Source organism: Comamonas guangdongensis, from assembly GCF_041079535.1.
GTDB lineage: Bacteria > Pseudomonadota > Gammaproteobacteria > Burkholderiales > Burkholderiaceae_C > Comamonas > Comamonas guangdongensis.
Genome location: NZ_JBFYGN010000002.1, coordinates 206,851 through 221,350, shown reverse-complemented (window position 1 = coordinate 221,350; position 14,500 = coordinate 206,851). Strand labels below are relative to the sequence as shown.

The following is a 14,500-nucleotide window of genomic DNA, read 5'->3' as shown; positions in this document are numbered from 1 at the left end:
CAAGGCGCGCGGCTTCACTCGGTTTCCAGCATGGTCTTGAGCAGCGGGATCGTGATGGCGCGCTTGTTGCGCAATGCAAAGCCGTCCAGCATGTCCAGCAATTGCATCAAAGAGCCCAGATCGCGCGAAAAGCGCCTGAGCATGTAGTCCATCACTTCGTCGCTCAAGAACACGCCACGGGCATCGGCCTCCTGACGCAGCACGGCACGGCGCGCGGATTCATCGAGCAGATGCAGCTGGTAGACATGGCCCCAGCCCAGGCGCGTGCGCAAATCCTCGCGCAGCTTGAGGTCCGCCACCGGCAGCTGGCCGGCGGCCAGCACCCAGCGCGGCAGGCCGGTCGCGGGGCTGGTGGCATTCACAAACCAGTTGAAGGCCCGGGCCTGCTGCAGCGGCGTGTAGATGTCCACATCGTCCATGAGCACGGCAGCCCAGCGCTCATCGAACTCCGGCGGAAAAGGCGTGGATGCATCCATCCAGCCCACCAGGGCCCCTTGCTCGCGCAGCGCCTCGCGCACGGCCTTGAGCAAATGGGTCTTGCCGGATCCCGCCTCGCCCCACAGATAGGTGGGAACCGGAGTCCGGGTCTGCCGCAGCTGGCCATCGCCCACCCAGTGGCGCAGATGATCGATCAGCGCCGCATTGGGTCCCACAAAAAAGCGCGACAAGGTCGGGCTGGACGCCATGCTGATATCCAGAGCCAGCTGCTTCATCTGCGGCATATGCGCAGCGCCCCCTTTCCTGGGCATGCAAAAGCCCATGTGGCGAAGTCTGGCAGGAGATTCATCAACATCGATGTGGAAGAAGCAAGGGCCCGGAATGCATTCCGATCAGGCCAGGCTCCAGGGCACGGCATGATCTCACGGTAACAAAAGCTCCAATTTTAGTCTGCGTCTGCAGCTCCCGCCCGGCTTGCGGCCGTTTTTGCCTACCGGCTTTGTTGTGCCCAGGCCATGAATGCTGCAGCAAAACCCTTTGGCGCGAGTCCCGGCCGCCCGCATACCGGGCGGGGAGCCGTAGAATCCCGGGGTTCCCGCCCAGCAGGGCGCACCCGCACCGGATCCATCGATGAGCTCTTCCGCATCCTCCTCTACCCCCATTTCCTACAAAGACGCTGGTGTTGACATCGACGCTGGCGATGCACTGGTCGAACGCATCAAGCCCCTGGCCAAGAAAACCCTGCGCGAAGGCGTGATGGCAGGTATCGGCGGCTTCGGTGCGCTGTTCGAAGTGCCCAAGCGCTACAAGGAGCCCGTGCTGGTTTCCGGCACCGACGGCGTGGGCACCAAGCTCAAGCTGGCGTTCGAATGGAATATGCATGACACCGTGGGCATCGACCTGGTGGCCATGAGCGTGAACGACGTGCTGGTGCAAGGTGCCGAGCCTCTGTTCTTCCTCGACTACTTCGCCTGCGGCAAGCTGCATGTGGACACCGCCGCTGCCGTGGTCGGCGGCATCGCCAAGGGCTGCGAGCTGTCCGGCTGCGCGCTGATCGGCGGCGAAACCGCCGAGATGCCCGGCATGTACCCCGATGGCGAATACGACCTCGCGGGCTTTGCCGTGGGCGCCGTCGAAAAATCCAAGATCCTGACGGGCCAGGACGTCAAGCCCGGTGACGTGGTGCTGGGCCTGGCCTCGCACGGCGTGCACTCCAACGGCTTCTCGCTGGTGCGCAAGTGCATAGAGCGCGCTGAAGGCCTGGGCAGCCTGCCCGAGACCCTGGACGGCAAGCCCTTCAAGACCGCGATCATGGAGCCCACGCGCCTGTACGTGAAGAACGTGCTGGCCGCGCTGGCCAAGCACCCCATCAAGGCCCTGGCCCACATCACGGGCGGCGGCCTGCTGGAGAACATTCCCCGCGTGCTGCCCGAGGGCACGGCAGCCCATCTGAAGGCCGGTAGCTGGCCCCAGACCGAGCTGTTCGCCTGGCTGCAGCAGACCGCCGGCATCGACGATATCGAGATGAACCGCACGTTCAACAACGGCATCGGCATGGTGGTGGTGGTGGCGGCCGAAGAGGCAGCGGTCACGGCAGCGACCCTGGCCGAACTGGGAGAGAAGGTCTACACCATCGGCGCCATTGCCGAACTCGGCGCCGGCAAGCCGGTTGAAGTGCGTTAATCTCGTTACTTATCGCATCAGCCCTGTTCAGCTTGCATGACGCAGCACCTGCCCGCTCCCATCGTCCTTGAGCAGCCAGCACCTTTGAGCAAGGTTGTGCTGGCCAGCTATCTGTTGATGGCAGCGGCGCTGCTGCTGGTCATGCACCAGGGCCTGCTGCCCGGCCTGCTCTGCGTTTGCGTGGGCTTTTTGATCACGCGGGCGCTGACCCGGCTGCTGGCGCGGGCCGACCGGCGCCCCCGCGCGCCGGACGTGCTGCCGCGCTGGGCCCAGGTCGTGGCCACGACCATCGTCATTCTGGCGCCGCTGCTGCTGCTGAGCGGCGCGCTGTCCCAGACCCGCAGCTATATCACCGGGGCACCGGCGCAGTACAAGGAGCTGCTGGACTATCTGTCCAGCACGGTGCTGGAGCTGCGCGACAAGCTGCCCGCCGACATAGCGGCCCAGCTGCCCGAAGGCGCGCAGGAAATCCAGCGCCTTCTGTCCCACTATCTGACAACCAAGGCCGGCATGCTGGCCTATGCGGGCCGCGCCTGGCTGACCGGCCTGCTCTACGCCTATGTGGGCCTCATCATCGGCGCCCTGGCCGCCGTGCGCCCCATCGCGCTGCACCGCCCGCCGCTGATCGCGGCCCTGCACCAGCGGATTCTGTTTTTTGGCGATGCCTTCCGCCAGATCGTGGCCGCCCAGTTCTGGATCGCGGCCTTCAATACCTTTCTGACCGCCAGCTTTCTGCTCTTCGTGCTGCCGATCTGGAAGCTGGAGCTGCCCTATACCCCGGCGCTGATCACGCTCACGTTTTTTGCGGGCCTGATCCCCATCGTCGGCAATCTGCTGTGCAACACGGTGATGACGGTGGTGGGCCTGTCGGTCTCGCCCGTGGCCGCCGCGGCCTGCCTGGCGTTTCTGATCCTGATTCACAAGGCCGAATATGTGATCAACGCCAAGGTAGTGGGCACCCGCACCCATATGGGCGTGTGGGAGCTGCTGGCCGTGATGTTTGTGGCCGAATCCGTTTTCGGCCCCGCGGGCCTGGTGGCCGCGCCGCTGTTCTACGCCTATCTCAAGAAAGAGCTCGAGAACCTGAGGCTGGCCTGAGGACCTGCCGACGCGCTCAGGGTGCTCACAGCTCGCTGCGCAGCCTGCGTATCACTTCCTCGATCAGAATCGCGTCTTCTGCAGGCACGGCTTGCACATAGCGCTCCAGATCCGCGAGCGCGCGCTCGCTCACGCCCCATTCGGCATAGGCCAGGCCGCGATCGCGCAGCAGCTCCATATGACCGGGCAGCAAGAGCATCAGCCGGTTGATGACGGCCACCAGCATCGGCCAGTCGCGCTGGGACAGATAGATTTCCTGCAGATTGCGCAGCATGCGCTCCACGATGTCGCGCGGGCGCGCGGCCTGCAGATACAGCCCCAGAGGCGCAGCCTCGCTGGACTCTATGCCGGCCCTGTCGAGAAACGGCTGCAGACGCTCGGCCAGGCCCGCGGCCGAGAAGGACTCCCCGGTCAGGGGATCGAGCACCACCTGCCCCTGAGGCAACAGCACCTTGACCAGGAAATGCCCGGGAAAGCCTATGCCCTCCACCGGCAGGCCTATGCCTGCGGCCAGTTCCAGCCAGATCAGCGCCACGCTGATGGGAATGCCGCGCCGTGTCTGCAGCACATGGTGGATATGGCTGTTGGCCGGGTCGTAGTAATCGTTGAGATTGCCCGCGAAGCCCAGCTCGCCGTAAAAGAACTTGTTGAGAGTGCTGAGCTTGCGCAGCCCGTCGCTTTCGCCGGCCAGGCGCTGGACCAGCCGCACCTGCAGGCGGTCCAGTTCGGCCAGCACGCCCTGCAGGTCCAGATCGGGCTCGGCATCCTGCGCGATGCTGATGGCGGCCTCCATCAGCGCAAAGTTCTCGTCGCTTTGCACCAGAGAGGCAAAGTACTTCAGGGCCGTAGGGTGCTCGTCAATCGTCCAACTCATAGCCGCTTTGTAAGCCGGCCGCGCCCGACTTGCAAGTGAAATCCATCTGATGTGCAGGCACTACCTGCGCTGGCAGCTCACTTTTCATGAGCACAAGAGACTCAGCGGCGCAGCAGCTGGCGCAGATTCAGCCCTGCCAGCCTGAGCACGCCGAAGTACAGCACGGCAGCCGCCGTCATCAAGGCCGCCAGCAAGCCCGCGCGCAGCAGACTATGGGCACGTAAGCCCACCCAGTCGAAATGCTGGCTGCCCCAGAGCAGCAGCACGGCCAGCAGCGCGCTGGCCGCCACCACCTGCAGGCAGAACTTGAGCCAGCCGGGCTTGGGCCGGTAGACGCCGCGGCGCAGCAGCCCGGTCAACAGCCATGTGGCATTGACCAGGGCCGCCAGCCCTATGGACAGCGCCAGACCCGTGTGTGCCAGCCATGGCACCAGTACCAGGTTCAGCAGCTGCGTGATGATGAGCACCACGATCGCGATCTTCACGGGTGTGCGTATGTCCTGGCTCGCGTAATAGCCGGGCGCCAGCACCTTGATCGCCACCAGGCCCAGCAGACCCGCGCCATAGCCCATCAGGGCCAGCGCGATCTTGCCCACATCACTGTCATGCAGGGCGCCGCGGTGGAACAGCGTGGCCACCAGCGGCGTCGCGAAGGTCAGCAGGCCCACGGCGCAGGGCACGGCCAGCAGCACCACCAAGCGCAGCCCCCAGTCCAGCATGTTCGAATAGCGCTCGGCATCGCCGGCCGCCCTGGCCGATGCCAGCTGCGGCGTCAGCACCACGCCCAGCGCCACGCCCAGCAGCGAGGTGGGGAACTCCATCAGGCGGTCGGCGTAGAACAGCCAGGTCACGCTGCCCGGCGCCATATAGGAAGCGATCTGGGTGTTGATCATCAGCGAGATCTGGGCCACGCCCACGCCCAGCAGGGCCGGCCCCATCAGCGCCAGGATGCGGCGCACGCCGGCCTCGCTCCAGGCCTCGCGGACGGCAGCGACCGAGAAGCCGATGCGGGGCATCAGGTCCATGGAGATCAGCGCCGGCAGCTGCACGGCCAGTTGCAGCACGCCGCCCAGCATCACGCCGCCGGCCATCGCATAGATGGGCTCGATGCCATGCTTTTCCAGCCAGGGCGCGCCCAGCAGCGCCGCCGCGATCATGCTGAGATTGAGCAGCACGGGCGTGGCCGCGGGCACCGCAAACTTCTTCCAGGTGTTGAGAATGCCCGCCGACAGCGCCACCAGTGACATGAAGCCGATATAGGGAAACATCCAGCGCGTCATGACCACGGCCGCGTGATAGCCGTCGGGCGACTGGCGCAGGCCGCTGGCCAGCAGCCAGACCAGCAGCGGAGCGCCGAGCACGCCCAGCGCGCAGACCGCCACCAGCGTCCAGAACAGCATGGTGGCCACATGGCTGATCAGCCGGTGGGTGGCCTCGTCCCCGTTCTGGGTCTTGCTGGCCGCCAGCACGGGTACGAAAGCCTGGCTGAAAGCCCCTTCGGCAAACAGGCGCCGGAACAGATTGGGAATCCTGAAGGCGACATTGAACGCGTCGGTGAGCGCATTGGCTCCGAACATGGAGGCCATGAGCAGATCGCGTACCAGCCCCGAAATACGGGAGGCCAGAGTCAGCAGGGATACGGTGGAGGCGGCTTTGAACAGTGACACGCAGCGAAGTGTATGCGTTCGCGGCAGGCGCCGCTGGCCGATCTGCAAGCTTTGCACTCTGTAGCAACCACGGCCTCCAACCCTGGGCGCGACCCAGGCCAGGGACACCGAGCAAGAGCCGCCCCGCAGCGAAGGTGTTGCCCCTCCCGCGAAGCGAGAGAGGGAGGCGGCAAAGCCGCTCAGGGCGGTGCTATAATCTCCGGTTTGCTGACATCATCCTCAGACACAAGGAAGAAATACCATGGCAACTAAGGCCAAGAAGAACCCCCGCCTGGCATCCGGCCGCAAGCGCGCCCGCCAGAACGTCAAGCTGAACGCAGCCAACACTTCGCTGCGTTCCAAGTACCGCACCGCTGTCAAGAATGTCGAGAAGGCTGTTGTGGCCGGCGACAAGACCAAGGCAGCTGAACTGTTTGCCAAGGCTCAGTCCGTGATCGACGCGATCGCCGACAAGGGCATTTTCCACAAGAACAAGGCTGCTCGCGATAAGAGCCGCCTGTCCGCCAAGGTCAAGACCCTGGCTCTGGCTGCTTAATTACAGCCTCACTCAAGCACGGATGACTTCGGTCATCTGCCGTTTGTAACGGGTGCGCTGTCAGCAAAACATCAAAACCGCCTCAGGGCGGTTTTTTTGTTGCCCGAAATTTCTCTGCAGGCCCAGGGCATGCCGCCCGCCATGCACGCCACCCACACCCCGCCGACGCCTAGCACGCTACGCACTAGTACGAATTGATTAGCATCAAACTCCGACTTACCTAGGACAATCCCTAGGTCGGGGAGTCTTGTGTCTTCTAAAGGACTTGCTCTCCACGCAACCGCAAAAAGCCTGCTGCCAGTCTGCAGGCTTTTTTTGTCGTCAAGTCTAGAAAAAGTCATGAAAAAGTCGATCAAAGCAGGACTGGGAGCCGTCGGAGCCCTGATCCTGGCCGTGCTATTGTTTTTATTCTGGCCGCTGTTCCCCCGCTCCGTCCCCAAGGCCGAGAACGAACAGCCCGTCGATGTGGTGATGGTCGGTGCCGGCGTGATGAGCACCACGCTGGCCACCTATCTGCAGGAGCTGCAGCCCGACTGGAAGATCGAGGTCTTCGAGCGCCTGGACGGCGTGGCCCTGGAGAGCTCCAACGGCTGGAACAACGCCGGCACGGGCCACTCGGGCTTTGCCGAACTCAACTACACGCCCCAGCTACCCGACGGCAGCGTGGAGACCAAGCGCGCCGTGGGCATTGCCGAGCAGTTCGAAGTCACGCGCCAGTTCTGGGCTCACCAGGTGGGCCGCGGCTATCTGCAGTCGCCCGAGACCTTTGTAAACCCCACGCCCCATATGAGCTTTGTCTGGGGTGACGACAACATCGCCTTCCTGAAGAAGCGCCAGCAGGCCCTGATCCAGAACCCCCTGTTCTACGGCATGGAATATTCCGAAGACCAGGCACAGATCAAGAAGTGGGCTCCGCTGATGATCGAAGGCCGCGACCCGAGCCAGAAGATCGCCGCCACCTATATGCCCCTGGGCACCGACGTGAACCACGGCGCCTGGACCGAGCAGCTGATGGCCTCGCTCAAGAAGAGCCCCAACTTCCAGCTGCACCTGCAAAGCGAAGTCACGGCCCTGCGCCAGAACGCCGACAAGACCTGGAACGTGACCGTGGCCGACCTGGCCCACGGCCGCCAGGAAAAGACGATCAAGACCAAGTTCGTGTTCGTGGGTGCCGGCGGTGCCGCACTCAGCCTGCTGCAGGCCTCGGGCATCCCCGAAGCCAAGAACTACGCGGGCTTCCCCGTGGGCGGCCAGTTCCTGGCCATCGAGAGCCCCGAGCTGACGGCCCGCCACAACGTCAAGGCCTACGGCATCGCCTCCACCGGTTCGCCCCCCATGTCCGTGCCCCATCTGGACGCGCGCAACATCGACGGCAAGCCCGTGCTGCTGTTTGGCCCGTTCGCCCTGGCCACGACCAAGTTCCTCAAGCATGGCTCCTGGTGGGATCTATTCTCCTCGGTCAACCACGACAACCTGATGGCCATGCTGCGCGTCGGCATCCACAACCTGGACCTGGTCCAGTACCTGCTGCAACAGGCCGAGCTGACCGACGCCGACCGCCAGGCCGTGCTGGCCCAGTACTTCCCTCAGGCCAAGCGCGAGGACTGGAAGCTGATCACCGCCGGCCAGCGCGTGCAGGTCATCAAGCGCGACCCTGAAAAAGGCGCCGTGCTGCAGTTCGGCACCGAGATCGTAGGCTCCGAGGACGGCAGCATCGCCGCCCTGCTGGGCGCTTCGCCCGGCGCCTCGACCGCGCCGCACATCATGCTGAACCTGCTCAAGAAGTCCTTCCCCGAGCAGATGGCCAGCGCCGAGTGGAAAGCCCATATCCAGCAGATCGTGCCCTCGCACGGCCGCAAGATCAATGAAGATCCCGCCTACACCAACGAGATCCGCCGCATGACCAGCTCCGCCCTGAAGCTGCCCTATGTGGACGTGCCGCTGGACCTGGGCAAGAAGCCCGAAGCCGCGCCCGCCGCTGCCGCTGCACCGCAGAACCCCAAGCAGCTGAACAAGGAAATGCAGGCGCTCTAAGCCCTGCCCCTCCAGCACCGACCCCGCCGGCCCGCGCCGCGCGGGGCTTTTTCTTGGTGCCTTTTGCCGCCATCCTTCATGCACCGCCCCCTGACCCACGGGCCCATAGGCCGTACCCTGCTGCACTTTTCCCTGCCCCTGTGGGGCGGCTATGTGCTGCAGTCGCTCAATACCTCGGTCAACGCCTTCTGGATAGGACGCCACCTGGGCGAGGCTGCGCTGTCCGCGGCCGTGCATGCCAACAATCTGCTGTTTGTGCTGATCGCCCTGGTCTTCGGCATCAGCCAGGCCACCAGTCTGCTGGTGGCCCAGGCCGTGGGCGCGGACCGCTGGGCGCAGGCGCGCCGCATCACGGGCACCGGCGCCGGCCTGTTTCTGGGCGCCGCCCTGCTGATGGCCGCCCTGGGCTGGCCGCTGGCCGCCTCCCTGCTGCGCGCCATGGGTGCCGCCCCCGCCACCGCAGCCCTGGCCGTGGACTATCTGCGCGTCTTGTTCCTGGCGCTGCCGCCCATGCTGCTGCTGATCTTCGTGGCTGCCGTGCTGCGCGGCACGGGCGACAGCCGCACGCCCTTCGTGGCCCTGTTAGCCGTGGCCCTGGGCGACGCGGCGCTCAACCCCTTGTTCATCTTCGGCGCAGGCCCCCTGCCCGGCTGGGGCATGGCGGGCTCGGCCCTGGCCACGCTGGTAGCCAACGGCCTGGGCCTGGTCGGCCTGCTGGCCTGGCTGCGCCGGCGGCGCATGCCGCTGTGGCTGGGCTGGCGCCAGCGCCGCCATCTGCGCCCCGCGCCCCGGCTGCTGCGCTGCCTGATCGCCAAGGGCCTGCCCATGGGCCTGCAGATGCTGGTGGTCTCGCTGAGCCTGGCGCTGATGCTGACCCTGGTCAACGCCCATGGTACCCAGGCCGCAGCCGCCTACAGCGCAGCCCTGCAGCTGTGGACCTATGTGCAGATGCCGGCGATTGCCGTGGCCTCGGCCTGCTCCACCATCGCCGCCCAGAACGTGGGGGCCGGCCACTGGCCCCGCGTGGCCCGCACGGCCCGCGCCGGAGTGCTCTGCCATCTGCTGCTGACCGGCGCCTGTGTGGCCCTGGTCCTGGCTTTCGATCAGCCCGTGCTGGCCCTGTTCCTGCCCGAAGGCAGCACGGCCCTGGGGCCCGCGCGCCACCTCAACCACATCGTGCTGGGGTCGTTCGTATTGCTGGGCGTGAGTGGTGTGCTGGCCGGCGTGGTGCGCTCCACGGGCGCCGTGCTGGTGCCGCTGGCCATCCTGGCCCTGGCCCTGTGGGGCGTGCGCCTGCCCCTGGCCTGGGGACTGCAGCCGCTATGGGGGCTGGACGCGCTGTGGTGGAGCTTTCCGCTCAGCGCCCTGGTGTCCATGTTGCTGTCCCTGGCCTACTACCGCTGGGGCTCTTGGCGCCGGGCCCGGTTGCTGGATGCGGCCTCGTTCAAGCCAAGATAGCTGCGCTCGTCCGCCATCGGCAACAGGTGCAGCGCAAGCAAAACAGAAAACCGCCCCCGGGCGGTTTTCATGCCCAATGCATCCGGCCGCTCACCGCAGCACATCTCCCAGGCACAGATACTTGATTTCAAGATATTCATCGAGACCGTGGCGCGAGCCTTCACGCCCCAGGCCCGACTGCTTGATGCCACCGAAAGGCACGTGCTCGGTGGCGATGATGCCGGCATTGACGCCCACCATGCCGTATTCCAGTGCCTCTCCCACGCGGAAGATGCGCCCCATGTCGCGGCTGTAGAAGTAGCTGGCCAGGCCGAATTCGGTGGCGTTGGCCGCGGCAACCGCCTCCTGCTCGGTGCTGAAGCGGAAGATGGGAGCCAGCGGGCCGAAGGTCTCCTCGCGCGCCACCAGCATGTCGGCGCCGGCATCGGCGATCACCGTGGGTGCGAAGAACTGCCCATGCAGCCGCTGGCCGCCGACCACGATGCGGCCGCCCCTGGCCACGGCATCGTCGATATGGCGCTGCACCTTGTCCAGCGCCGCAGGCTCTATCAGAGGCCCCTGGTCCACGCCAGCCTCGAAGCCGTTGCCCACCTTCAGCGCCTGGACGCGGGCCGCGAACAGCGCCACGAAGCGCTCGTACACGCCGTCCTGCACATAGATGCGGTTGGCGCAGACGCAGGTCTGGCCCGCATTGCGGTACTTGCTGGCGATCGCGCCCTCGACGGCCGAATCGAGATCGGCGTCGTCAAACACGATGAAGGGCGCGTTGCCGCCCAGCTCCAGCGCCAGCTTCTTGACCGTGGGCGCGCACTGGGCCATGAGCAGACGCCCCACCTCGGTGCTGCCCGTGAAGCTCAGATGGTGCACCACATCGCTTTCGCAGAGCTGCTGGCCCACGGCGATGCTGCCGTCCGCATCGCTGGTGAGCACATTGAGCACCCCCGGCGGAAAGCCTGCGCGCGCCGCCAGCTCGGTGACGGCCAGCGCGGTCAGCGGCGTCAGCTCGGCGGGCTTGATGACCACGGTGCAGCCGGCGGCCAGGGCCGGCGCCACCTTGCGGGTGATCATGGCCAGCGGAAAGTTCCAGGGCGTGATGGCTGCGCAAACGCCTATGGGCTGACGGATCACCAGCAGGCGCCGATTATTGTCGAACTGGGGCAGGGTCTCGCCGTTGCTGCGCTTGGCCTCCTCGGCAAACCATTCGACGAAGCTGGCGCCATAGGCCACCTCGCCCCTGGCTTCGGAAAAAGGCTTGCCCTGCTCGGCGGTCATGATGCGCGCGATGTCGTCCTGATGCTGGAGCAGCAGCTGGAACCAGCGCATCAACACGGCATGGCGCTCCTTGCCGGTCAGGCCGCGCCAGGCCGGCCAGGCGGCACCAGCAGCCGCTATGGCCCGGCGGGCTTCGGCCGCGCCCAGGCAGGCGACGTCGGCCAGGTGCATGCCCGTGGCGGGGTCGTGTACGGGAAAGCGGCTGTCGCCGCCGACCCAGGCGCCGTTGATGAAGGCCTCGGTGCGCAGCAGGCCGGGATCGCGCAGCGCGGCCAGCGGGTTGGGATTCTGTGTCATGGGTGCGGGGATGAGTGCGAAACGATGAGGGAAGCCGCAGCCATCAGGCCTGCGGCACAGGCATGGGCATGAGGGCAGACTTTTCGCGGCGCATGGCGCGCAGATGCACGCAGATGCCTGCGAACACGATGACCAGCGCCGCCAGGCCCGTGGACAGCACCAGCGGGCGGTACTGGTCCACGAACAGCATCATCACCAGCGAGACGACGATGAACACGATCACCAAATAGGTGAGCCAGGGGAACAGCCACATCTTCAGCCGGATCTCGCGGCCCTCGTTTTCGAGCTTGCGGCGCATCTTGAGCTGCGAGCAGGCGATCACCAGATAGACCAGCATGGCGATCATGCCGGTGCTGTTCATCAGCAGATCCAGGATGTCCCTGGGACGCAGCGACTCGAAGAAGTTCAGCGCGGCCACGGCGACGGCCATCACGCAGGAGAGCAGCACCGCATAGACCGGCGTGCCGCTGGCGTTCGTGCGCTGCAGAACCGCCGGTGCATCGCCGCGGCGGGATAGCGAATACAGCATGCGCGAGCAGGTGTAGTGCGCCGAGATGAAGCAGCTGCTCACCGAGGTCAGCACCACAAAGCTCATCAGCCACTTGGCGCCGGGCACACCCAGCAGCTCCAGCGTGCGGCGGTAGGAGCCGTAGCCGGACTGGCCCAGCAACGGGTCGTTCCAGGGCACCAGGCAGACGATCAGAAAGATGGAGCCGATGTAGAACAAGCAGATGCGCCAGACCACGGAGTTGGTGGCGCGCACGATCTGCTCGGCCGGATTCTGGGCCTCGGAGGCCGCGATGGTGACGATCTCCGCGCCCAGGAAGGCGAACATCACGCCCAGCAAAGCCACGGCCAGCGAGCCCATGCCGTTGGGCATGAAGCCGCCATGGACCGTGAGCGCGGCCAGGCCCTGCGATTCGCCCAGCGGCCAGAGCCTGAGCACGGCCAGCGTGCCCAGCGCGATGAAGGCCGTGATGGCGATCACCTTGATCAGCGCGAACCAGAATTCAAACTCGCCGTAATTGCGCACCTGCAGAAAGTTCACCACGATCAGCAGGCCAGTCATGATGGCCGTGAACTGGTTGACGCCGATGGCCGGGAACCAGTCGTGCAGGATGAGGCCGGCCACATAGGCCTCCCAGGCCATCAGCAGCGTCCAGAACCACCAGTACAGCCAGCCTATGGTGAAACCGGCCCAGCGGCCTATGGCTTTTTCGGCATAGGTGGAAAAGGAACCCGTGTCCGGGCAGGAGGTGGCCATCTCCCCCAGCATGCGCATGATGAGGATCACGAGAATGCCGCCGGCCAGATAGGCCAGCACCGAGGCCGGGCCGGCCTGGGCGATGACGCTGCCCGAGCCTACGAACAGGGCCGCGCCTATGACGCCGGCAATGGACATCATCGTCAGATGGCGGGTCTTGAGCGCGCTGCTCAGGGCATTGCCTCCATCGGGCGGGCGTGAGCTGGTAGGGGTCTGCATAAGGCTTGTCTCCATCGTTTTGAACCAAGCCCTGGCACAGCCAGGGCCCAGGCCAGACACCCATCTGTGAGGCGTCTTGACCTGTGTTGTGCAGGGTTGCTGGCTTATGCCAGAGCCGCCGCCACGCTGTCCGCCAGCAGGCCCAGGCCCTCGTCGAGCACGGAGGCCGTCACGGTCAGTGGCACCAGGATGCGGATCACATTGCCGTAACTGCCGCAGGACAGCAGGATCAGCCCCCGCGCGGCGGCCTCGGCCACGATGCGCCTAGCGGCTTCGGCATCGGGGCGGCTCGCGTCGCCGCCCTGCCCCAGCTCGAAAGCCACCATGGCGCCGGGGCCGCGCACATCGACGATGGCCGGATGGCGCGCGGCCATGTCGCGCAGGCCGGTGCGCAAGCGCTCGCCTATCATGCTGGCGCGCTTGAGCAACTGCTCCTGCTCGAACACCCGCAGCACGGCCAGGGCTGCGGCAACGGCCACGGGATTGCCCGCATAGGTGCCGCCAAGCCCGCCCGGAGCCGGTGCGTCCATGATGTCGGCACGGCCGGTGACGGCGGCCAGCGGATAGCCACCGGCCAGCGATTTGGCCGTGGTGATCAGATCGGGGGCCACCGGCCATTGCTCGCTCGCATACCAGGTGCCGGTGCGGCCGGCGCCGGTCTGCACCTCGTCGGCGATCAGCAAGATGCCATGGGCATCGGCGATGGCCTTGAGGCCGGCGACGAATTCCGGAGGCGCCGGATAGAAGCCGCCCTCGCCCTGCACCGGCTCCAGGATGAAGGCCGCGGTGCGCTCGGGCTCGATGTCGTGCTTGAACAGCGCGCGCACCGACTCCAGCGCCTGCTCGATGCTGACTCCGTGCAGCGCATTCGGATAGCGTGCGTGGTAGATCTCGCCGGGGAAGGGGCCGAAGCCCAGCTTGTAGGGCGCCACCTTGCCGGTCAGCCCCATGGTGAGGTTGGTGCGGCCATGGAAGCCGCCGCCGAAGGCGATGATGCCGGGACGGCGCGTATGGGCACGGGCAATCTTGACGGCGTTCTCCACGGCTTCGGCCCCCGTGCTCAGCAGCAGGGTCTTCTTGGCGGCCGCGCCGGGAGCCAGGGCGTTGAGCTTTTCGGCCAGCTCCACATAGGACTCGTAGGCCACGACCTGGAAGCAGGTGTGACTGAAGCACTCCACCTGGCGCTGCACGGCGGCCGTGATCTCGGGATGCGAATGACCGGTGTTAAGCACGGCAATGCCGCCCGCGAAGTCGATATGGCGGCGTCCTTCCACATCCCAGATTTCCGCATTGCTGGCGTGGCTGATGAATACCGCGTGGGACTGGCTCACGCCGCGCGGCAGAGCGCTTTGGCGGCGGGCCATCAGGGCCGCATTGGTGGCCTTGGCTGCAGCTTGAATGAATTCGGGGGCCGGCTGATTCATGGAGTCTCCAGGGATGTGGTGTTGGAAATCGCCGCAGCGGACTGCGGCAGGACGGCTCCAATGTATGAACCCGACCCGCCGCGCACCATGTACAGTTCGGGGGCGCCGGCAGCATCACTGTGCTGCATGGAATAGCTGTACAGGCTAACCCTAGGCCGCTGGCGCGGGGAGCGCCCGCAGCGCTGCGATACTCGGAGTCCATGGAGGCGCTCGCCGCGGCCGCCGCTCTTCTTTTTC

The 14,500-nt window shown here is 65.9% G+C and carries 11 protein-coding genes; 5 read left to right on the top strand and 6 right to left on the bottom strand.

All coding sequences use genetic code 11. The features are described from left to right. Positions 1 to 14: 14 nt before the first annotated feature. Positions 15 to 713: a DnaA regulatory inactivator Hda gene (gene hda, locus AB6724_RS02545; RefSeq protein WP_369336924.1), complete on the bottom strand. Its 699-nt coding sequence runs from the start codon at positions 711 to 713 to the stop codon at positions 15 to 17. A 355-nt stretch (positions 714 to 1,068) separates the two neighbouring features. On the opposite strand from hda, the gene purM reads away from it, so the two are divergent. Further along, positions 1,069 to 2,121 carry a phosphoribosylformylglycinamidine cyclo-ligase gene (gene purM, locus AB6724_RS02540; protein ID WP_369336923.1) on the top strand — a complete coding sequence of 351 codons (1,053 nt, stop codon included), beginning with the start codon at positions 1,069 to 1,071 and terminating at the stop codon, positions 2,119 to 2,121. Between the two features lie 36 nt (positions 2,122 to 2,157). Next, entirely contained in the window at positions 2,158 to 3,219 is a 1,062-nt protein-coding gene (locus tag AB6724_RS02535) for an AI-2E family transporter (RefSeq protein WP_369336922.1), read from the top strand. Positions 3,220 to 3,244: 25 nt separating this feature from the next. Here AB6724_RS02535 and AB6724_RS02530 read toward each other — a convergent pair whose 3' ends face one another. Both AB6724_RS02530 and murJ read right to left on the bottom strand, forming a co-directional pair. Then, positions 3,245 to 4,093, bottom strand: a complete 849-nt coding sequence (locus AB6724_RS02530) for a SirB1 family protein (RefSeq protein ID WP_369336921.1) — start codon at positions 4,091 to 4,093, stop codon at positions 3,245 to 3,247. A gap of 101 nt (positions 4,094 to 4,194) precedes the next feature. Then, the gene (gene murJ / locus AB6724_RS02525) at positions 4,195 to 5,760 is read right to left on the bottom strand and encodes a murein biosynthesis integral membrane protein MurJ (protein ID WP_369336920.1); all 1,566 of its coding nucleotides are present in this window, start codon (positions 5,758 to 5,760) and stop codon (positions 4,195 to 4,197) included. Between the two features lie 241 nt (positions 5,761 to 6,001). On the opposite strand from murJ, the gene rpsT reads away from it, so the two are divergent. The 3 genes from rpsT (at position 6,002) to AB6724_RS02510 (ending at position 9,787) form a co-directional block, all read left to right on the top strand. Next, on the top strand, positions 6,002 to 6,295 hold the full coding sequence (gene rpsT / locus AB6724_RS02520; protein ID WP_003052598.1) for a 30S ribosomal protein S20: 294 nt from the start codon (positions 6,002 to 6,004) through the stop codon (positions 6,293 to 6,295). Positions 6,296 to 6,634: 339 nt separating this feature from the next. Further along, a complete protein-coding gene (gene mqo / locus AB6724_RS02515; protein WP_369336919.1) occupies positions 6,635 to 8,329 on the top strand; it encodes a malate dehydrogenase (quinone) in 1,695 nt (564 codons plus the stop codon). 78 nt (positions 8,330 to 8,407) lie between these two features. Next, positions 8,408 to 9,787 carry an MATE family efflux transporter gene (locus AB6724_RS02510; RefSeq protein WP_369336918.1) on the top strand — a complete coding sequence of 460 codons (1,380 nt, stop codon included), beginning with the start codon at positions 8,408 to 8,410 and terminating at the stop codon, positions 9,785 to 9,787. Positions 9,788 to 9,877: 90 nt separating this feature from the next. On the opposite strand, the gene AB6724_RS02505 is transcribed toward AB6724_RS02510, so the two are convergent. The 3 genes from AB6724_RS02505 to gabT all read right to left on the bottom strand — a co-directional run bounded on the left by AB6724_RS02505 (position 9,878) and on the right by gabT (position 14,263). Further along, positions 9,878 to 11,356: an NAD-dependent succinate-semialdehyde dehydrogenase gene (locus tag AB6724_RS02505; RefSeq protein WP_369336917.1), complete on the bottom strand. Its 1,479-nt coding sequence runs from the start codon at positions 11,354 to 11,356 to the stop codon at positions 9,878 to 9,880. Between the two features lie 43 nt (positions 11,357 to 11,399). Beyond that, positions 11,400 to 12,839: an amino acid permease gene (locus AB6724_RS02500; RefSeq protein ID WP_369336916.1), complete on the bottom strand. Its 1,440-nt coding sequence runs from the start codon at positions 12,837 to 12,839 to the stop codon at positions 11,400 to 11,402. Between the two features lie 104 nt (positions 12,840 to 12,943). Beyond that, positions 12,944 to 14,263, bottom strand: coding sequence for a 4-aminobutyrate--2-oxoglutarate transaminase (gene gabT / locus AB6724_RS02495; protein ID WP_369336915.1), 1,320 nt, complete (start codon positions 14,261 to 14,263; stop codon positions 12,944 to 12,946). Between the last annotated feature and the right edge of the window lie 237 nt (positions 14,264 to 14,500).